The sequence below is a fragment of the Phaeodactylibacter luteus genome, assembly GCF_007993045.1.
Lineage (GTDB): Bacteria > Bacteroidota > Bacteroidia > Chitinophagales > Saprospiraceae > Phaeodactylibacter > Phaeodactylibacter luteus.
Map to the genome: position 1 here is coordinate 18,259 of NZ_VOOR01000034.1, position 18,939 is coordinate 37,197.

The following is an 18,939-nucleotide window of genomic DNA, read 5'->3' on the forward strand; positions in this document are numbered from 1 at the left end:
TGCCTGCCCAATGGGAGTGGGCCTGCCCCTGCCCGCGGGCAGGGAGCCGCTATGCTACGGGGCTCGCTGTCCGCTCGGCCCTGTCGGGCTTGCCACCCCTCCGCAGCGCTAGGCCAATGCTAGTAAAGCCCGAAAAGCACAAGCGCCTGCGGTATTTTGGTTCACGCCCTCGCTATTTGTGCGGTAAAGCGCCCTAGTGCCTAGGGGTCCGAGCTGTGGTTGACGTCCCCTGTTTTTACAGCCACAAAATCGAAATTCCCGATATTGTTGGTGATGTTGCCTAATGCAAAGACATTGGGCAGGGGCGTGCCCAAGGGGGCGTCTGCATCGAATTCCCAAGCAGCTGGCACAAATTGCCAGAGTGGCCGGTTGGCAAAAACGAGGTCGATCCCTAGAATGGCTTTGCGGATGGCGATCTGGTCTAGTACGGATACACTGCCAGAGGCATTGGCATCTGCGGCCAAGAATTTATATGGGCTGTCAAATGGGGCCAGCCCAAGATTGTGCCTGCCGATCTCGATCAGGTCCAGAGCAGAAAGCCCGTTTTGAATGTCTCCACCACGTGATGCAGTAACCTGAAACACCCCGTCGAGCGGTACCTGCTCAAAGCGGTAAGCCCCTGCGGTATCTGTCTGCACGGTATCCTGGAAAGTAGCCGTAGTGACCACTACAGACGCTCCTGGCACGGCCTGCCCATCGGGCGTAGCAATACGCCCCCCAAAGAAAATGGTATCCGCACCCGGCATTTGTTCCAGCCCATTGAGGGTATCAGCCCCTGTGCCGAGGGGGTCGAGCCAGTCGGCAAGGCGCTCTGCAGGAGCTGCCCCCTCGTCCCAGCTGAGGTGCAGGCGGCCAAAGTAGCCGGTGGTATTGCCTTCGCAGCCATTGAAGCCCCCGTGCAATTGCCCTCTGACCCGGCCGTTCTCATCGAAAAGTGCAGCGCCGGAAGAGCCGACCTCAAAAGTGCCTGTAGTATAATCCACCTCTAAGTGGTGAAGGGGAGGCGTCGGGCCGGCAGCCCAATTCAGGATAGTAGGGTGTACAGTGGCTGGCTCATCCGAAAAAGCTACTTTTTTGATATCTGCGCTGGGGTGGTGGAAAATAACCGCCCGCTGCGGTGGGGCACTGCTTTTGTCCCAGCCACTGTACCTTAAGTTCAGCCCATTGGACACCAGCCCGGTGATCTCCAGCAGCTGGAAATCGCTTTCCCGGCGGGCAGCTTTCAGTTCGGCCCCGAAGGCCACATCAGCGCTTGGCTCAGCCAACGGGTTTTCACAGCCCGGGCTTTCGTAGTTGAACTCAAAACGCCACAGGCTGTACATGGGCGTAAAACCCTCATCACAGTGGTAAGCGCTCAGTACATAAGGCGTGCGGTCCTGAGCCGTATTGTTCATTAGGGTGCCCGTGCAAAATGCAGTGCCCTCTTCCAATACCATGACAATCCGGCAAACGCTGCGCTGAAGGCCCCGGTAGGCATCGGCCGTATCGCAGGCGGCATTCAAGTGGCAGCCGAGGCTGGTGCCAAAGCCAAAGTCCATCATGGGCAACTGCTGCAGTGCGATATCTGCCCGCTGTAGTTGCAGATAGGCCGGGGCGGCAGCACTTTCGGGCTCAAAAAGCATGATCAGCACTTGGCCGCCGGGGATGAAAGGGGTGAAAAGCTGCCCTTCGGAGTTGAAATCTTTAGGCTTCAGCACTATAGGTGCTTCGCTTTCCGCTCCAGCCAGCAATAGCAATGCGCCATTGGGCAGCCGCGCCTGGCTGAGCAGTAGGGCAGTCGCCTTGCTGCCAGAGATTTCGAGCTGCAGAGACCATAAGCGCCCGCCACGGGGCATCTGTGCCCATTGGCCCTCCTGGCTGGTGCCAAAACCAAGTGGCAGGGGCAGGGCCGCCAATGAGGCGGGCGCGTCGGCCCCGGGGCGCTTCAGGCTTTTTGTGGAAACGGGAAGGTTTTCTGCTTGGGCTTTCGCTGCTTCGTACAGTTGTTGGTAGCTGTACTGGGCTTCCGCAAAATGGGCATTGCACAATATGGTTATTGTGATCAACAGCAGGCGGTAAATCAGAGGGATGTTTGGGATCATAAATCATGTTTTGGGATTGGGCTCGCGCCTTGGCGCTGGGGCAAGCCATAATGTGCTCTTTGCAAAGGTAGGCAATTACCTAGTGCTGGAGGAGCTGGCTGGCGCAAATTTCGGCATTGCCGGAAGGCCAGTGCACTGTATTAACGCGAGATTTGCCAGCTGCCGCTAAAAAGCGCATACGCGAAAATACAAGATTTTGGTATCTTGTCTCTTTACCTTGAATCCCTGTTTTATGGACCGGGCCCCCGGGATATTCCTGCTCGTTGCTTTCCTTCTCCCTTCGTTGCTGACGCTGGGCAGCCTCGAGCTGCGCCGGGCACAGGTAAAGGAAGCGGTAGCGGCCACCATCCGTAAGGGCCTGCCCCCTGCTGAAGTGGTCCGGCTATCCTTTTCCGTTGCCGGCGCTCTTCAGGAGCTGGACTGGGAGCACAGCCGGGAGTTTGCCTACCACGGGCAGATGTATGACATTATAGCGGTAGATTGGGAAGGCGATTCTGTCCATTACACCTGTTATTGGGATCATGCAGAGTCCCTCATCAAAAAAGAATTGAAGCAGTTCTGGATGGGCATTTTCCAATCCGATCCCCTACAGCAGGCTGCTTCTGCCCGCTGGTTCTGTTATTGTACGCAATTATACTGTTGGGCACCCTCTTTGTACTGGCCCACCTGCCTTGCCCAGGGCCGCCTGCCCAGCCTTTTTGCCATACTGAGCTTTTCCGGGCGGGCAGCCCCCCTTCCATTGCTGCCCCCGCCCAGGCCCCTGCCGTTATTTAGCGTGCCAAATGCCATTTGCAGGGCTTGATATGGGCAGGGCGCCTGCCCTCACAGCCCTTTCACATTCAATAGCTATCAAATGAAACTAATAAGCATAGCCCTTATTGGGGCTTGCCTTGTCTGTCCTATTTGTGCCCATGCACAACTGGCAAAAGTGATAAATACTGATGATGGAGCGGTGATCCCAGGTGCTACCTTGTCTGGTGGCGGGCACATGGCCATTGCTGATGCCGACGGGCTGGCCGATGTGTCTGCGCTCAAAGGGCAGCTCAAGCTCGAAGCGAGTGCGCTAGGCTATAAAAGCCGGGCCTTGTCTTGGGCGGAGCTGCTGTCAGATTCTTTCCTTGTCGAGCTAGAACCGGCACATATCATCATGGACGAGGTGGTGGTCTCTGCCTCCCGTTTGCCGGAATGGTCGGGCCAGGTGCCGGGGCGGATCCGTACGCTGCAGCGAGAGGATATTGCTGCCCTTCAGCCACAGACTATGGCTGATCTGCTAGGCTTTTCTGGGGAGGTTTTTATCCAAAAAAGCCAACAGGGTGGTGGCAGCCCGATGATCAGGGGCTACGCTGCCAACCGGCTGCTCTACGCAGTGGATGGCGTACGGATGAACACGGCCATCTTCCGGGGCGGCAATTTGCAAAATGTCATCTCCCTTGACGCTTTTGCCACCGAACAAGCAGAGGTGCTTTTTGGCCCGGGCTCTGTAATGTACGGCAGTGATGCAGTGGGCGGTGTCATGAGCTTCGAGACCTTGTCGCCCGTCTATGGGCGGGGCAGCAATAGCGAAGTACGTGGTGGGGCTACCCTGAGGGGGGCTACGGCCAACGCTGAGCGCACCGGGCATTTCCACGCTAGCATAGGTTGGGAAAAGTGGGCGGTGTTGACGAGCTTCACCTACAACAGCTTTGGGCACCTACGGCAGGGGCGGCACGGCCCCGAAGATTACCTGAAGCCCTACTTTGTGCAACGGCGGGATACCATTGACGAGGTGGCCTTTCAAGAAGACCCGCTTGAACAGCGGCCTACGGCTTATGATCAGTTCAACCTGATGCAGAAGGTCCACTTCCGGGCTAATGAGGACATCGAGCTGCGCTATGCATTCCATTACTCTGCTACTTCGCCCTACGGGCGCTATGACCGCCACAACCGTATGCGGCAGGGCGCGCCCCGCTATGCCCAATGGGACTATGGCCCGCAGGAATGGATGATGAACCACCTGTCTGCCAGCTTTCGAAACGGGCCGTTGTACGACCGTGCGCGCATCAGCCTGGCTCATCAGCAGTTTGGCGAAAGCCGGATAGACCGCGGCTTCAACAGCCCTGTACAGCGTGAGCGGGTGGAGCGGGTGGCAGCGCTGAGCGCAAATGCTGACTTTGAAAAATCTTGGCCCGATGGCCACCTCACCCGCTATGGGCTGGAATGGGTGCGTAACGATGTAGTATCCACTGGCACAGATGCCGATCTGTTCACAGGAGCCATTGCTCCTGCTGCGCCACGCTATCCACAAGCCTCGTGGCAATCTATGGCGGTATATCTGGCCCACAGGGTAGAGCTGGCTTCAGCGGTGACCCTACAGGGAGGGCTTAGGTACAACCATTATGTGCTTTCGGCTGAATTCGACCCCGGGTTTTATGACCTCCCTTTCCGTAGTGCGGACCTCAGCAACGGCGCCCTGACGGGCTCGGCCGGCCTGGTATGGAGGCCAACTGAGCGTTGGGCATTGCGCACCAACCTGGGGACGGCCTTCCGCTCGCCAAATGTGGACGATATCGGCAAGGTCTTTGATTCTGAGCCAGGTGCCGTAACGGTGCCCAACCCTGGGCTGAAGGCAGAGTATGCCTGGAGTGCCGATGTAGGGGCAGCACATTCTTGGGAATGGCTCGAAGTGGAGGTGACGGGGTATTATTCTTATCTGGACCGTGCTCTGGTCCGGCGCAACTTTTCGCTCAACGGGCAGGACAGCCTGCTTTACGATGGCGTGCTGAGCCAGGTGCAAGCCATTCAGAACGCGGCAGCAGGCCGGGTGGTTGGGCTGCAGGGCAGGGTAGAAGCGCACAGCCGATCGGGCTTCCGGGCCGCCTTGCACCTGAACTGGCAGAAAGGGGAGGAGGAGCTCGACAACGGGGAGGTGAGCCCATCCCGCCATGCTGCTCCAGCTTTTGGGCAGGCCCAGGTTGGTTATGCTGGCGAGGGCTTTGAAATATCGCTCTGGGCACAGGCCCAAGCGGAGCGCGAGGCCGAGGGCTTGGCGGTCGAGGAGCGCGGCAAAACAGAGATATACGCCTTAGATGCCGAGGGGCGGGCGTACGCGCCTGCCTGGTATACGCTCAATGTGCGGGCAAGGGTTTTTCTCAGCGCGTCCTGGCAGTTGTCCGCGGGGCTGGAAAACCTTACTGATCAGCGGTACCGGCCGTACAGCTCGGGTGTTTCCGGCCCTGGCCGCAACTTTTTCTTCAGCCTTACAGCTCGGTTTTGAAAAGGGGGCGCCCTGGGGTGTGGGTTGGCCTAGCGCTGCGGAGGGGTGGCAAGCCCGACAGGGCCGAGCGGACAGCGAGCCCCGCAGCATAGCGGCTCCCTGCCCAACGGGCAGGGGCAGGCCCCAAAAAAGACAATCTGGTTTGCGCCCGATCAGCTTGCCCTGCAATTGGAGTGGTGCAAGCTGTTTTTTACCCGCGGGAGCCAAAAAGCAGGCTGCCGATGCGGACCATAGTGCTGCCTTCTGCTATAGCGATGGGGTAATCGCCGGACATGCCCATCGATATTTCCTTAAAGCTGGGCTCTTCGGGGAAGTATTCTTTTTTCAAGGCCTCGAAGATCGCACGCAGCTGGCGGAACTCCCGGCGCACTTTTTCCTGGTCATCGGTAAAGGTGGCCATGCCCATGACCCCGGCAATATGTACGTGCTGCATTTGCCGAAAGGCCTCGCTGCTGAGCATAGCTCTGGCTTCTTCCAGGTCGAAGCCGAACTTGGATTCTTCCTCAGCGATATGGAATTGGAGGAGGCAGGAAACCGTACGCCCAGACTGCTCGGCCCTTTTGTCGACTTCTTTCAGGATTTTAGCCCGGTCGATGGAGTGGATCAAGTGTACAAAGGGGGCAATATACTTGACCTTATTGGTCTGCAGGTGCCCTATGAAGTGCCATTGTATATCTTTGGGGAGGGCTTCGTGCTTGTCGGTCAGCTCTTGCACTCGGTTTTCCCCAAAAGCCCGTTGCCCCTGCCGATACAGGCCCATGATCTGGTCATTGGGCTTGGTTTTTGAGACAGCAACGAGCTGTGTGCCGCTAGGAGAAAGCGCATCTAGTATCTCCTTGAAATTCATGTGCTGGTTTTTATTCGTTAACACTCAGGGGGCGGCGAGGTTGTGCTAGGGGAAGAGCAATGTATGGCCTTTTTCCAATTTCAGGCGGCTGCGGAAAATATCGGCCGGCCGGTAGCCGTTGGTATACGCATTGAACATCACCAAACTGCCTCCCCATGATGTACTATCAGCAATCTTTGCGCACTGCCCGCTCCATCCGTACCAAAGCGTTGGCTTTCACCGTTGTTTTCCACCTTGGGCTAGCTGGCTGGCTGGCTTTTGGCAGCGAGTCCAGTTTGAATGACCTGCTGCCGGAAACGGTGGCCGAATGGCTCGGGCTGCCACAAGAAGCAGAGGGGCTCGATGATGTGCCCCGCCCATAACTTGGGGGTGCGTATCTTTTTGCGGGCTGAACTTTTGCGGCAAGCGAAGTGTACCCAAAGGGTACTTCGCTAAACCTGCAGTATGAATTTCCTTGCGCACTTTTTCCTTTCCGGAACGGATGAGCCTTTGATGGCCGGCAATTTTCTGGGCGATTACCTCAACAACCAACAGGTGGCTGCTTTACCGGATGCGGTACAGGAAGGGGTGCGGCTGCACCGGCAGATCGATTCCTTCACTGATCAGCACCCGCTGGTGCGGAAGGGGGTCAGGCGGATGTACGGCAGGCATTCCAAATACGCCACAGTGCTCATAGATATCTTTTACGATTACCTGCTGACCGTCAATTGGGCGGGTTTTGCGGCTGAGCCGTTGCCCGATTTTGCGCAAAGGGCATATCGTGCGCTAGAAAAACATCTCCACTTGATGCCGGAGCCGGTCCGGAGCTATGTCCCTCAGATGATTGCGGATGATTGGCTGCAGAAATATGGCACCTACGATGGCATAGCCTACACTTTGAAGCGCATGGGCGGGAGGATGAGCCGGCCTGAGCTCATGGATGGGGCATTGGATACACTCCGCCAACAGTTGCCGGAGCTCAACCAGGAATTCCAGGTTTTCTTCCCACAGGTTATGGATTTTGTAGGCTTGCCAAAGCCTTGAACAGGGTGCTATAAAGGGCAATGGCCCGCCAAAAAGGCGGGCCATTGATCCAAACTAGATTTTGAACTGCTTAGCGCAGGCCTGGAGCTCGTTGCTATTGCCAATCCACGCTTGATGATCTAGGCTTCTGTACTAAATTTTCATTTCCCGCTAAGCTCAAATGTAGCGGCTTCGCCAAAAAACTGCCAGCTATGTTGGAACAACAGGCGAGCGTAAAGCCTTGGTTTTCAAATCGAAGCCGCACAAAATAAGCGCTTAGTCCTTTACGGGCGCTGTCACATCAGCCCGTCCTGCCAAGTCTAGGAGGAAAGCATATTCCATAGCGGTCTCTTTGTAGCGTTCGAACCGGCCGCTAGCCCCGCCATGCCCGGTCTCCATATTGGTATGGAGCAACAAGGGGTTGTTGTCGGTTTTCATTTCCCGGAGTTTGGCCACCCATTTTGCAGGCTCCCAATACTGCACCTGTGAGTCGTGCAGCCCGGTAGTGACCATCATAGGCGGATAGGCTTTGGCCTCCACATTATCGTAGGGGGAGTAAGATTTGATGTAAGTATAGTAAGTCTCGTCGTTGGGGTTGCCCCATTCGTCATACTCTCCTGTGGTAAGGGGTATGGACTCGTCTAGCATGGTGGTGACCACATCTACAAAAGGTACCGCAGCGATGATCCCGCTCCAAAGGTCTGGCTTCATATTGATGACGGCGCCCATCAGGAGCCCGCCTGCGCTGCCGCCCATAGCATAGAGGTTGCCTTTGCTCGTGTAGTTGTTCTGAATGAGGTATTCTCCGCAATCGATAAAGTCGGTGAACGTATTCTTCTTTTTCAGCAGTTTGCCGTCTTCGTACCATTGGCGGCCCATCTCTTCCCCCCCACGGATGTGGGCGATAGCGTAAGCAAAACCGCGGTCGAGCAGGCTTAGGCGCACGGAGCTGAAGTAGGGGTCCATGCTTGCTCCGTAAGAGCCATACCCGTAGAGCAGCAGCGGCTGGCTGCCGTCTTTTTTGAAACCTTTGCGGTAAACCAAGGATACCGGCACCTTGGCACCGTCCCGTGCCTCGACCATGATCCGCTCCGAAACGTAATCGTCGGAGTTGAACCCGCCAACGACCTCCTGCTGTTTGAGCATGGTGAACTCCCGGGTTTTGAGGTGGTAATCATAGGTGGTATTGGGCGTGGTGAGGGAAGTATAGCCCATGCGCAGCACATCGGTATCAAATTCCAGGTTGGTAGAGGTGTAAGCCATGTAAGCATCCTCTCCGAAATCGATATAATGCTCTTGTCCTTCCCAGGGGCGCACACGGATTTGCGTAATGCCCGCTTTGCGTTCAGAAAGGACGAGGTAGTCCTTAAAGATATCCATGTCTTCGAGAAGGACATCCTCTCGGTGCGGGATGACCTCCGTCCAGTTTTCTTTCCCGGTATTGTCCTCATTGGTGACCATGAGGCGGAAGTTTTGGGCATCGAGGTTGGTCCGGATGTAGAATTTGTCTTGATAGTGGGCGATGCTGTACTCCAGGTTGCGCTCCCGTGGCTGTATGATGCGGAATTCCCCCTGCGGCTGATCTGCATCGAGCACTCGGTACTCTTGGCTGAGGGTGGCGTAGGAGCCAGCCACGATGTATTTGTCCGATTTGGTTTTATAGGCAAAAGCAATGAAGGTGTCGTCCTGTTCTTCGAACACCGTTACGTCTTCGCTCACGGGGGTGCCGATCTCGTGGCGCATAACCTTGTATGAGCGCAGGGTGACGGGGTCTTTTACTGTGTAGAAAACCGTTTTGTTGTTATTGGCCCAGACTGCGCTGCCCGTGGTGCCCGGTATTTCATCAGGCAGGTACTCGCCCGTGCTGAGGTTTTTGAACTTCAGGGTATAAATCCGCCGGCTCAGGGTGTCCTCTCCGTACGCCAGCAGGAGGTTGTCCGGGCTTACGCTCCGGCCGCCGACTGCGAAATAGCTGTAGGGCTTGGCTAGTTCATTGGCATCGAGCATGACTTCCTCTTCAGCATCCAGGCTTTCTTTTTTGCGGGAATAGATGGGGTACTCCTTGCCTTCTTCGAAACGGGTGAGGTAGAAGTAGCCATTGTCTTTGTAAGGCACAGAGGTGTCATCGGGTTTGATGCGGGCCACGATCTCCTCGTAGAGTTTTTCCTGAAAGGGCTTCAGGTGGGCCATCACCTGGTTTTTGTATTCATTCTCAGCTTCGAGGTAGGCGATGACTTCGGGGTCTTCCCGTTCGTTTAGCCAATAGTAGTTATCGGTGCGGTCATCGCCATGGATAGAGAGCGTTTTCGGCTTCTTGGCTGCCACGGGCTGGGGCAGGTCCTGGTGTTCAAACATTTTGCTTGTTGGTTTTGGAGGCTCCGGCGACTCGCCAGGTTGGCAGGCAGAGAGCAAGCACACAGCTACACCGGCGGCCAGCAAATGAATTTTCGACATATCAAAGCATATTTAAAGGGTAATAGTTTAACCTTACCTGCAAAAACAGTAAAAGCCTGTTTGGCGCTCGTTCTTATTGCCAATCCACGCTTGATGGGCCAGGCTCAGGTACTATATTCACCAGGCTGTCGTTTTTTGCTTGCCCCCTCCGCAAGGATAGGGGCCTGCCCCTGCCGTAAGGATGGGAGCCTGCCCAGCTTGCTTCGCGTGATGGGCCTGCCCCTGCCCAACGGGCAGGTGCCGCTATGCTGCGGGGCTCGCTCTTCGCTCGGCCCTGTCGGGCTTGCCACCCCTTCGCAGCGCTAGGCCGATGCCATGGCAGTGCTAGCGCCTGCTACATTTTGGCTCACGCCCTGTTTTCATTCAGCCAGCTAAGCTTAAATGTAGCAGCTTCACCAGCGCCCTGATCTTCGATCCTCATGGCTTATAGTTCTCCAAGCAAACGCTATATTAGGTTAGCGGTAGGGCGGTAAATGATAAAGGTCACCTTCTTTTTGGAAATAACCGGGTAAATAACTGCTAAAATCTTAGCCGGCCTGCCTACATTTGCCCCGAATGCGCTTAAGGACATCATACCGACAAATTCTTGCGATCTCTGCCCCCATCATGCTGGGCAGCGCTGCCCAGAATGTAGTCGCCCTGAGCGATAGTGTCTTTCTATTCCACCTGAGCGAAGAAGATTTTGCGGCCATTGGTTTCGTCGGGGTTTTTTACCTGGTCATCGCGGCCATTGGCTACGGTTTTTCCAGAGGCGGGCAGATCATGATAGCGCGGCGTGCAGGAGAGCGGGAGCTGACGGAAGTAGGGCGCACGTTTTACGCAATGGTTTATTTCGAAGCGGCGCTGGCTTTGCTGATGTTCCTGTTCATGCAGTACGGCTGCTATTACTTTTTCGGGTTGTTCGTCAACTCCGAGGTGATATTTGAGAAAAGCCTGGCGTATTTGTCCACCCGCTCGTGGGGCGTGTTTTTCAGTTATGTGGGCGTCGCGGTCATCGCCCTGTACACCGGTTTGGCGCGCACCTCGTTCATTATAGTAGACACCATCATTTTAGGGGCCGTCAATATAGCGCTCAACTACGGGCTCATTTTCGGGCACTGGGGATTGCCAGCTATGGGGATCGCTGGGGCGGGCCTGGCGAGCACGATTGCTGAGGTGGTGGCTTTCGCAGTGTTCTTGGTTTATATTTTTTTCGATAAGAAAGCCAGGGCTTACCGGCTTTTCCGGCTTCCGGATATCGACCTCGCCCTGATCCGGCAGCAGTATAAGCTGGCGCTCCCTATCGTGGCCCAATCGTTTGTGGGCTTGGGCAGTTGGTTTGTTTTTTTTGGGATAGTGGAAAACCTGGGCGAGCGCGAGCTGGCCATAACCAACCTGGTGCGCATGGTCTACCTGATTTTATCCATCCCAACGTGGGGGTTTGCTTCCGGGGTGAACACCATGGTAAGCAACTTTATAGGGCAGCGCAAGCGGCAGGCTGTTCTCCCCATCATTTGGAAAACAGCCAAGTTGTCTTGGCTTACCACTATGCTGATCGCACTGCCTGTGGTGCTGTTCCCCCACGAACTGCTCTATCCGCTGCTGGGCGGGGAGGATATGTCCCTCATTTCTGCTGCACAGCCTGTGTTTTATGTATTGGTAGGCATATTGACAGCCTTCTCAGTGGGGAGCATTTATTTTAATGGTATGGCAGGCACAGGCGCCACCTTCTACGGGCTGATCATCCAAACGGTGAGCGCCGTAGTCTACCTCGGGTATATTTATAGTGTGGTCAACTACACAGATTGGGGGCTCCCGTGGGCATGGGCATCAGAAATATTGTACTGGGTGGTCATGATGGCAGCCATTTTCTGGTACCTTCGTTCCCGGCATTGGCACGGCTTGGAAGTATGAAGCTGTCGTTTGGGGGGCAAAACCAAGTTTTCTGATTTTGGGTATTTATGATTACATTTGTTTGTGCGGTGCAGCAGATAACCCGCTGTGCCGAAAACTACCCAATCTATGAAGCACCTCAACCGAACCATTCTTTCCTTTTCACTAGTAGCTGCTGCATTATGGTTTGCCTTCCCCCAACAAGCTGGCTGCCAGGTTATCGTTGTCCCTGAGACGAGCCACCCTATGATCACCAAGCGGACGGCTTCATGGTGTGGCCCCTGCGGCAGTTACGGCTGGTCGCTGTTCAATGATGTGCTGAGCGATGTAGGGGACGATGCTTTGGTGGTAGCTGCGCACTATGCAGGCAGCCTTTACGAAAACGATGCTTCCGTAGCGGTCGTCGCCAACTTCGGCGGGTTTGGGCAGCCGATTTTTTTCCTGAACAATGAGAACCTAGGGGTCAACAGCGGGAACATCTCTGATGTGCGGGCTGAAGTACAGCAGCGTGTAGCCGAGATGAACGCAGAGCCGCCTGTAGTGCAGGCTGGCATCTCTGCCACCCTCAACGGGAATGACAGTCTGCTGGTAAAGGTAAAGACCCACTTCTTTCAGGAAACCGATAAAACGGTCAATTTGGCCGTCTATATTGTTGAACGGAGCTTCATCGGCACGCAGAGCGGGCAGGGCAATATGGCACAGCACAAGAACGTCATCCGGATGGCGGTGAACGGGGATACCTTCGGAGAGGTGATCGCTTCTGGCCCTACTGCCCAAGGCACAGAAACAGCACATGAGTTCTACATCCCCTTCTCAACTTTAGAGGCTGCTGGGATAGACCTTTTCGGCCTGGGCGATGGCAGGCTGATTGCTGCAGCGGTGCTTTGGGAAGATACGGGCAGCGGGTACGAGGTGCTGAATACCAATCAAGACCGGGAGGGGGTACTGGCTTCTACAGCCGAATGGCAGGTATTTAATACTTTCCGCCTTACACCGACCATCAACAGCGCTTCCTCAAGCCTTGACCTCAATCTGCCTGCTTCTGTAGAAATGATGGAAGTGAGCGTGTTCAACATCAACGGGCAACGGGTGCGGCCGGTGTTCAGAGGGCCGCTGCAGGCTGGCCGGCACAGCTTTGAAGTGGACGCACAAGGCTTGCCTTCAGGGCTTTACCTGGTCCGCCTTGCCCATAGCAACGAAGTCGGTACTTGCCGGATGATCGTGCCTTAAGGCTTTTGCCGACAATCAAATGATGATACTGGATTTGGACCTGCTCCGCTTTCAGCCTTCCCTTAAGGTGAAACGGGGCGAAGAAGGGCAGAAGTTGATATTCGATGCAGTGCGCCGAAAATGGCTGGTGCTTCAGCCTGAAGAGATGGTGCGCCAGCTTTTTTACTGCTACCTGACCGATGAACTGGGCTACAGCAAGAACCGGGTTGCTATGGAGCGTGGGCTCAAAGTCAATACCCTGCAAAGGCGTTTCGACCTTCTGGTTTACGACAAAGCCCTCAGCCCTTTTATGCTCATCGAATGCAAAGCCCCACAAGTAAAGATCTCTCAGGAAACTTTCGATCAGGTGTCCTGGTACAACACCACCCTGAAAGTAAAGTACCTGGTGGTCACCAATGGCCTGCACACCTACTGCTGTTGGCTCGATTACGCTCAAAAGTCCTTTGTTTACTTGGATCAGCTGCCCTTGCAGCCGGATTAATTATTCGCTGCGGGCGCAATGATTATCTCACTGCAAACAGATACCTTTGCCTTGGTGTTAAGATACTGACACGTCAGTAAGCTTGGCCGCGCACAATTATCAGCCCGCTCAGAGCTTAACCAACTTTGTCCGGGGCCGCGATACTGCGGTAACCATACAAACGCACTAACCAAATTTATGAAAACCGAAACCATCCTGGTCACCGGGGCCAATGGGCAGATTGGTACGGTCCTGACCACTGAGCTTCGTGCCCGTTACGGCAAAGACCATGTTATCGCTACAGACATCCGTAAGCCGGAAGCCCCCACGGGCGCATTCCAAGTGCTTGATGTGCTAGACCGGGAAGCCCTCTTTGCGCTTATGGAGCAGGCCCGGCCCTCACAAGTCTACCACCTTGCCGCCATCCTTTCGGCCAAGGGCGAACAAGATCCACAATGGGCCTGGGAAATCAATATGACAGGCTTGTTCAATATCCTAGAGGCAGCAAAGGCTTTTGGCTTCAAAGTGTTTTACCCCAGCTCCATTGCAGTTTGTGGGGGGGAGACGCCTAGGGTGAATACGCCACAGCATGCCGTCTTGCAGCCACAGACCGTCTATGGCATCAGCAAAGTAGCAGGAGAGCACTGGTGCAATTATTATCATAAAAAATATGGGGTGGATGTACGGTCGGTGCGCTATCCAGGCATCATTGGATACCAATCTTTGCCGGGGGGAGGGACTACCGACTATGCAGTGGATATTTACCATTACGCTGTCAGAGGGGAAGACTTTACTTGCTTCCTTGCAGCAGATGCCCGCCTGCCGATGATGTATATGGCAGATGCTGTCCGGGCTACCCTTGAAATCATGGAAGCCCCGCCCGAGCAGATCCGGATCCGGACCTCCTACAACATCTCTGGCATGAACTTTACGCCCGCTGAAGTAGCTGCTGCGATCAAGGAGCATGTCCCTGGCTTCAAAGTGGATTATGCGCCCGACTTCCGCCAACAGATTGCAGAAAGCTGGCCAGAGAGCATTGAGGACGAGGAAGCACGCAAAGACTGGGGGTGGTCTGCTGAATTTGACCTGCCGAAGATGACCGCGGATATGCTGGAACACCTTCGGCAGCTCGATTATGCTGAAATCTGAAAATCAAACCGATAAGCATGTATAAATCCGTTGAGCCTGCTCTGGAGCAGGAACTATCAGAAATCCGCGATGCCGGGTTGTATAAGGAAGAAAGGATCATCACCACCCCGCAGTCTGCGGCCATAAAAACCCAAAATACAGGGGAAGTCCTCAATTTCTGCGCCAACAACTACCTTGGGCTCTCCTCCCATCCGGACATCTTGGAAGCAGCCAAGGCGGCTATCGATACGCATGGCTTCGGGCTGTCGTCCGTACGCTTCATTTGCGGCACGCAGGATATCCATAAAACCTTGGAGGGGAAGATCGCAGAATTCCTCGGCATGGAGGACACCATCCTTTATGCAGCTGCATTTGATGCCAATGGAGGGTTGTTCGAGCCGCTGCTAGGCAAGGAGGATGCCATTATTTCGGATGAGCTGAACCACGCTTCTATCATTGACGGCATACGGCTTTGCAAGGCTGCCCGCTACCGCTACAAGCATAGCGATATGGCTGACCTGGAGGAAAAACTCAAGGAAGCCCAATCTGCCCGCCGCCGCCTGATTGCCACAGATGGGGTCTTCTCCATGGACGGGGACATCGCCCGCTTGGATAAAATCTGTGATCTGGCAGACCAATACGACGCCATGGTCATGGTAGATGATTGCCATGCTACCGGTTTTATAGGCAAAACGGGGCGGGGCACTCATGAGCACCACAATGTGATGGGGCGGGTAGACATCATCACCGGCACCCTCGGCAAAGCCCTTGGCGGAGCGTCAGGCGGTTTTACGGCTGCCCGCAAAGAAATAGTGGATATGCTGCGGCAGCGCTCCCGGCCCTATCTCTTCTCCAACACCCTGGCCCCGGCTATCGTCGGCGCATCGATAAAAGTGTTCGAATTGCTGTCTGGCTCGACTACCCTCAGGGACAAGCTGGAATGGAATACGGGGTACTTCCGTAAAAAAATGACAGCTGCTGGCTTTGACATCCTTCCCGGTGAAGCTCCTATCGTCCCGATCATGCTCTATGATGCCAAACTTTCTCAGGAATTTGCCAACCGGCTTCTGGAAGAGGGGGTGTACGTCATTGGCTTTTTCTATCCGGTAGTGCCGAAAGGAAAAGCCCGTATACGGACTCAGCTGTCGGCTGCTCATGATCAAGAGCATTTAGATGCAGCGATTGAAGCGTTCACGAAAGTGGGCAAGGAGCTTGGCGTCATCTAAAAAAGCGGCCTTACTTTACCGGCCACTGCTAAACGAGCTTGCAGCAAAACGTGCTGTAGGCTCGTTTTGGTTGTAGCTGCCGCAAATAGTGTAAATTAAACACTTAGCCTTGGTGCCCGGGGAGAAATAATGTTATCTTAGCTACCTCACTAATCTGTGTTTGTTTCATGATCCAAGCCTTTATCTTTGATTTAGACGGTGTTATTGTGGATACAGCCAAGTACCACTTCATTGCTTGGCGGCGCATGGCCAACAGCCTTGGCTTTGATTTTACGGAAGCCCAAAACGAACAGCTGAAAGGGGTGAGCAGAAAGGAGTCGCTCGGCCTCATCCTAGAATGGGGAGGGGTAGCCAAATCCGAAGCTGAGCAGGAAGCTCTGGCCACACAAAAAAACGAATGGTACCGGGAATATATCCTCCAAATGGACGAGTCTGAGATACTGGAAGGCGTGGTCCCTTTCCTGGATGCTGCAGAGGCAGCGGGGCTGAAACTCGGCCTAGGCTCTTCTAGCAAAAATGCTACGGCCATCCTTCAGCAGATTGGCCTGGCCAGCCGTTTCGGCACCATCATTGACGGCAATAAGCACACCCGAAGCAAACCGGACCCTGAGGTGTTCCAGCTAGGGGCATCAGCCCTTGGGGTAGCCCCTTCAGAATGCGTAGTGTTTGAAGATGCAGAAAAAGGGGTGGATGCTGCCATTGCAGGCGGCTTTACCGCAGTAGGTGTAGGAGGGGAAAACCTGAGCCACGCCCACATGGTCATCCCCGGTTTCCAATCCCTGACCCCTCAGGATGTTCTTGTCCGCCTGAGCAGCCGGGCCGCCCAAAATTTGTGAGTGCAAGGGCTGTTTGGCCCACCTTTGCTCATCCGCCGGCAGGCTGTAGGAAGGGGAGGCAAGTCCGCCCTCTAAAGTTGCCAGGCTAAAGCAGCCAATCCGTATACATTCTGTAAAGCGTATAAAGCTCAGTCAAATATGAAAAATTACCTTAAGCACGACGAATGGAGCATCATCGAGGAAGGCTTCACCCCAGAATACAACCGCATCTCAGAGAGTATTTTCAGCATCGGCAACGGCCGGTTTGGCCAGCGGGCTAACTTTGAGGAGCACTACTCTGGAGATACCCTGCCCGGCAACTACCTGGCCGGTATTTATTATCCGGACAAGACCCGGGTGGGCTGGTGGAAGAACGGCTATCCGGAGTACTTTGCCAAAGTGCTGAACGCAGCCAATTGGATTGGCATTCACGTTGAGTTTGATGGGGAAGCACTGGACTTGGCCAAGTGCGAGGTGGAAACATTCCGCCGGGAGCTGGACATGAAAGCGGGCGTGCTCCGGCGTTCGTTTATTGCCCGGCTGAAAAGCGGGAGACGGGTCCAAGTCGTTTCTGAACGGTTCTGCAGCATCGCTCAGGATGAGGTAGCCGCTCTTCGCTATGCCATCACTCCGCTCGATTTTGAGGGCACTCTAAGCCTTACCCCTTACATAGATTTTGATGTAATCAACGAAGACTCCAACTACGACGAGAAGTTCTGGGTGGAAGTCGACAAGAAAGTCAAGCGCCGTCAGGGGTACGTTTTGGCGGAGACCAAGAAAACTGCATTCCAGGCCTGTACAGGCATGAAATTCGGCATAACGCAGAATGGCAAAGAGGCTGACTTTAACGCCTACCGCATGCAGCGGGAGAAATACGTGGGCTGTACCGTAGACCTTGAGTGCCGCGAAGGGGAAACAACGGTGGTCGATAAGATTGTTGCCCAAGTGACTTCCCTGAACTATCCAAAGGAAGACCTGATGGAAGAGTGCCGGCGGGCAGTCAAGGCCGCTTTCAAGCAGGGTTTTGATGCGCTCATTGCCGAACAGGCCGCGGCTTGGGGCCGCAAGTGGGAAGAAGCCGACATTCAGATCGAAGGCGATGTCGCTGCGCAGCAGGGCATACGTTTCAATATCTTCCAGCTCTACCAAACCTATACCGGGGAGGATGAGCGCCTCAATATCGGCCCCAAGGGCTTTACAGGGGAAAAGTACGGCGGCAGCACTTATTGGGATACGGAAGCTTACTGCCTGCCATTCTACTTGTCAACTGCAGATGAGCACGTTGGGCGCAACCTCCTCGTTTACCGCTACAAGCATCTGGAGCGGGCTATAGAGAACGCGGGCAAGCTGGGCTTCACCGGTGGCGCTGCTCTTTACCCCATGGTGACCATGAACGGGGAGGAGTGCCACAATGAGTGGGAGATCACTTTTGAAGAGATCCACCGGAATGGGGCTATCGCTTATGCCATCTACGACTATATCCGCTACACTGGCGACGAGGGCTACCTCGCTGAATATGGGCTCGAAGTTTTGGTCGGTATCGCCAGGTTCTGGGCGCAGCGGGCCCACTTCTCCAAGCGGCGTGGCCAATACGTGATGCACGGCGTCACTGGCCCCAACGAATACGAGAACAACGTCAACAACAACTGGTATACCAACTACATTGCCAAGTGGTGCCTCAGCTATGCGGCTCAGGCGGTGGCTTATGTAGAACAGAGCGACCCTGAGCGTTATGCTGCTCTGGAAGAGAAAATGAAGTTCTACCGCAATACCGAGATGGGGCAATGGAAGGAGATTGCAGAAAATATGTACCTGCCCCAAGACGATGAGCTCGGCATACTCGTGCAGCATGACGGTTTTCTGGACAAAGAGCTCCTCACGGTGGACGACCTTCGGCCAGAAGACCGCCCTATCAATCAGAATTGGTCTTGGGACCGCATCCTGCGCTCTGTGTTCATCAAGCAGGCCGATGTGCTTCAGGGGCTTTACTTCTTTGAGGAAGATTTTGACGACGATACGCTCAGGCGCAATTTCGATTTCTATGAGCCCCGCACAGTGCACGAGTCTTCGTTATCGCCTTGTGTGCACGCCATTTTGGCGGCTAAGCTGGGCCGGGAAGAAAAGGCTTACGAAATGTACCTCCGTACAGCACGCCTAGACCTGGACGATTACAACAACGATACAGAAGACGGTTGCCATATCACAAGTATGGCGGGCACTTGGATGGCATTTGTAAAAGGCTTCGGAGGCCTGCGGGTCAGGGATGGCCATCTGCAGATCAGCCCTTTCCTACCTGCCAAATGGCAATCTTATGCCTTTAAAATCCGCTTCCGGGGCTATTACCTCGAAGTCCGGGCTGGCAATGGCAAGGCTGCACTGCTCAACCACAGCGGTGCCCCGATCACCATCAACTTGTATGGCGGGCCCCAGGAAATCCCCGCCCAAGGCAAGGTAGAGGTGCCTTTGCAGCACCAATAAAGCAGCCCGGATAGGGCGGCAAATATAGTGCTCCTGCCAGGCCAAAGGACTGGCGGGAGCATTATTTTTAGGCTAGCCATCCGCCTACAGCAA

Annotated in this window: 14 protein-coding genes; 11 read left to right on the forward strand and 3 right to left on the reverse strand. The window is 54.9% G+C overall.

Annotated features, from left to right (window positions below; all coding sequences use genetic code 11):
• Positions 1-200: 200 nt before the first annotated feature.
• Positions 201-2,081 (reverse strand): carboxypeptidase regulatory-like domain-containing protein, encoded by a 1,881-nt coding sequence (locus tag FRY97_RS15205; RefSeq protein WP_147168412.1) that lies wholly within the window; start codon positions 2,079-2,081, stop codon positions 201-203.
• A gap of 232 nt (positions 2,082-2,313) precedes the next feature.
• Between FRY97_RS15205 and FRY97_RS15210 the strand changes: the two genes are divergently transcribed.
• Both FRY97_RS15210 and FRY97_RS15215 read left to right on the forward strand, forming a co-directional pair.
• Positions 2,314-2,883 (forward strand): hypothetical protein, encoded by a 570-nt coding sequence (locus tag FRY97_RS15210; protein ID WP_147168413.1) that lies wholly within the window; start codon positions 2,314-2,316, stop codon positions 2,881-2,883.
• 126 nt (positions 2,884-3,009) lie between these two features.
• Positions 3,010-5,334, forward strand: a complete 2,325-nt coding sequence (locus FRY97_RS15215; RefSeq protein ID WP_246141751.1) for a TonB-dependent receptor — start codon at positions 3,010-3,012, stop codon at positions 5,332-5,334.
• A gap of 190 nt (positions 5,335-5,524) precedes the next feature.
• Here the strand turns inward: FRY97_RS15215 and FRY97_RS15220 are convergent, their stop codons facing one another.
• A complete protein-coding gene (locus FRY97_RS15220; RefSeq protein WP_147168415.1) occupies positions 5,525-6,181 on the reverse strand; it encodes a YggS family pyridoxal phosphate-dependent enzyme in 657 nt (218 codons plus the stop codon).
• A gap of 155 nt (positions 6,182-6,336) precedes the next feature.
• On the opposite strand from FRY97_RS15220, the gene FRY97_RS15225 reads away from it, so the two are divergent.
• Positions 6,337-6,543: a hypothetical protein gene (locus tag FRY97_RS15225; RefSeq protein ID WP_147168416.1), complete on the forward strand. Its 207-nt coding sequence runs from the start codon at positions 6,337-6,339 to the stop codon at positions 6,541-6,543.
• An 82-nt stretch (positions 6,544-6,625) separates the two neighbouring features.
• Positions 6,626-7,204, forward strand: coding sequence for an acyl carrier protein phosphodiesterase (locus FRY97_RS15230; protein WP_147168417.1), 579 nt, complete (start codon positions 6,626-6,628; stop codon positions 7,202-7,204).
• Between the two features lie 255 nt (positions 7,205-7,459).
• On the opposite strand, the gene FRY97_RS15235 is transcribed toward FRY97_RS15230, so the two are convergent.
• Positions 7,460-9,538: a S9 family peptidase gene (locus tag FRY97_RS15235; RefSeq protein WP_246141753.1), complete on the reverse strand. Its 2,079-nt coding sequence runs from the start codon at positions 9,536-9,538 to the stop codon at positions 7,460-7,462.
• Between the two features lie 654 nt (positions 9,539-10,192).
• On the opposite strand from FRY97_RS15235, the gene FRY97_RS23465 reads away from it, so the two are divergent.
• The 7 genes from FRY97_RS23465 (at position 10,193) to FRY97_RS15270 (ending at position 18,846) form a co-directional block, all read left to right on the forward strand.
• On the forward strand, positions 10,193-11,530 hold the full coding sequence (locus FRY97_RS23465; RefSeq protein ID WP_246141755.1) for an MATE family efflux transporter: 1,338 nt from the start codon (positions 10,193-10,195) through the stop codon (positions 11,528-11,530).
• Positions 11,531-11,638: 108 nt separating this feature from the next.
• Positions 11,639-12,739 carry an Omp28-related outer membrane protein gene (locus FRY97_RS15245; RefSeq protein ID WP_147168419.1) on the forward strand — a complete coding sequence of 367 codons (1,101 nt, stop codon included), beginning with the start codon at positions 11,639-11,641 and terminating at the stop codon, positions 12,737-12,739.
• A 19-nt stretch (positions 12,740-12,758) separates the two neighbouring features.
• Positions 12,759-13,220 (forward strand): type I restriction enzyme HsdR N-terminal domain-containing protein, encoded by a 462-nt coding sequence (locus tag FRY97_RS15250; RefSeq protein ID WP_246141757.1) that lies wholly within the window; start codon positions 12,759-12,761, stop codon positions 13,218-13,220.
• A gap of 177 nt (positions 13,221-13,397) precedes the next feature.
• Entirely contained in the window at positions 13,398-14,348 is a 951-nt protein-coding gene (locus FRY97_RS15255) for an NAD-dependent epimerase/dehydratase family protein (protein WP_147168420.1), read from the forward strand.
• Between the two features lie 17 nt (positions 14,349-14,365).
• Complete coding sequence (kbl, locus tag FRY97_RS15260) at positions 14,366-15,553, forward strand: glycine C-acetyltransferase (RefSeq protein WP_147168421.1); 1,188 nt, start codon at positions 14,366-14,368, stop codon at positions 15,551-15,553.
• Between the two features lie 167 nt (positions 15,554-15,720).
• Positions 15,721-16,389, forward strand: a complete 669-nt coding sequence (pgmB, locus tag FRY97_RS15265) for a beta-phosphoglucomutase (RefSeq protein WP_147168422.1) — start codon at positions 15,721-15,723, stop codon at positions 16,387-16,389.
• Positions 16,390-16,527: 138 nt separating this feature from the next.
• Positions 16,528-18,846, forward strand: a complete 2,319-nt coding sequence (locus FRY97_RS15270; RefSeq protein WP_147168423.1) for a glycoside hydrolase family 65 protein — start codon at positions 16,528-16,530, stop codon at positions 18,844-18,846.
• Positions 18,847-18,939 lie beyond the last annotated feature (93 nt).

Excerpts from the sequence above, each read along its gene's own strand:
- FRY97_RS15205 (WP_147168412.1), bottom strand. The coding sequence starts at position 2,081 with ATGATCCCAAACATCCCTCTGATTTACCGCCTGCTGTTGATCACAATA.
- FRY97_RS15210 (WP_147168413.1), top strand. The coding sequence starts at position 2,314 with ATGGACCGGGCCCCCGGGATATTCCTGCTCGTTGCTTTCCTTCTCCCT.
- FRY97_RS15220 (WP_147168415.1), bottom strand. The coding sequence starts at position 6,181 with ATGAATTTCAAGGAGATACTAGATGCGCTTTCTCCTAGCGGCACACAG.
- FRY97_RS15225 (WP_147168416.1), top strand. The coding sequence starts at position 6,337 with ATGATGTACTATCAGCAATCTTTGCGCACTGCCCGCTCCATCCGTACC.
- FRY97_RS15230 (WP_147168417.1), top strand. The coding sequence starts at position 6,626 with ATGAATTTCCTTGCGCACTTTTTCCTTTCCGGAACGGATGAGCCTTTG.
- FRY97_RS15235 (WP_246141753.1), bottom strand. The coding sequence starts at position 9,538 with ATGTTTGAACACCAGGACCTGCCCCAGCCCGTGGCAGCCAAGAAGCCG.
- FRY97_RS23465 (WP_246141755.1), top strand. The coding sequence starts at position 10,193 with ATGCGCTTAAGGACATCATACCGACAAATTCTTGCGATCTCTGCCCCC.
- FRY97_RS15245 (WP_147168419.1), top strand. The coding sequence starts at position 11,639 with ATGAAGCACCTCAACCGAACCATTCTTTCCTTTTCACTAGTAGCTGCT.
- FRY97_RS15250 (WP_246141757.1), top strand. The coding sequence starts at position 12,759 with ATGATGATACTGGATTTGGACCTGCTCCGCTTTCAGCCTTCCCTTAAG.
- FRY97_RS15255 (WP_147168420.1), top strand. The coding sequence starts at position 13,398 with ATGAAAACCGAAACCATCCTGGTCACCGGGGCCAATGGGCAGATTGGT.
- kbl (WP_147168421.1), top strand. The coding sequence starts at position 14,366 with ATGTATAAATCCGTTGAGCCTGCTCTGGAGCAGGAACTATCAGAAATC.
- pgmB (WP_147168422.1), top strand. The coding sequence starts at position 15,721 with ATGATCCAAGCCTTTATCTTTGATTTAGACGGTGTTATTGTGGATACA.
- FRY97_RS15270 (WP_147168423.1), top strand. The coding sequence starts at position 16,528 with ATGAAAAATTACCTTAAGCACGACGAATGGAGCATCATCGAGGAAGGC.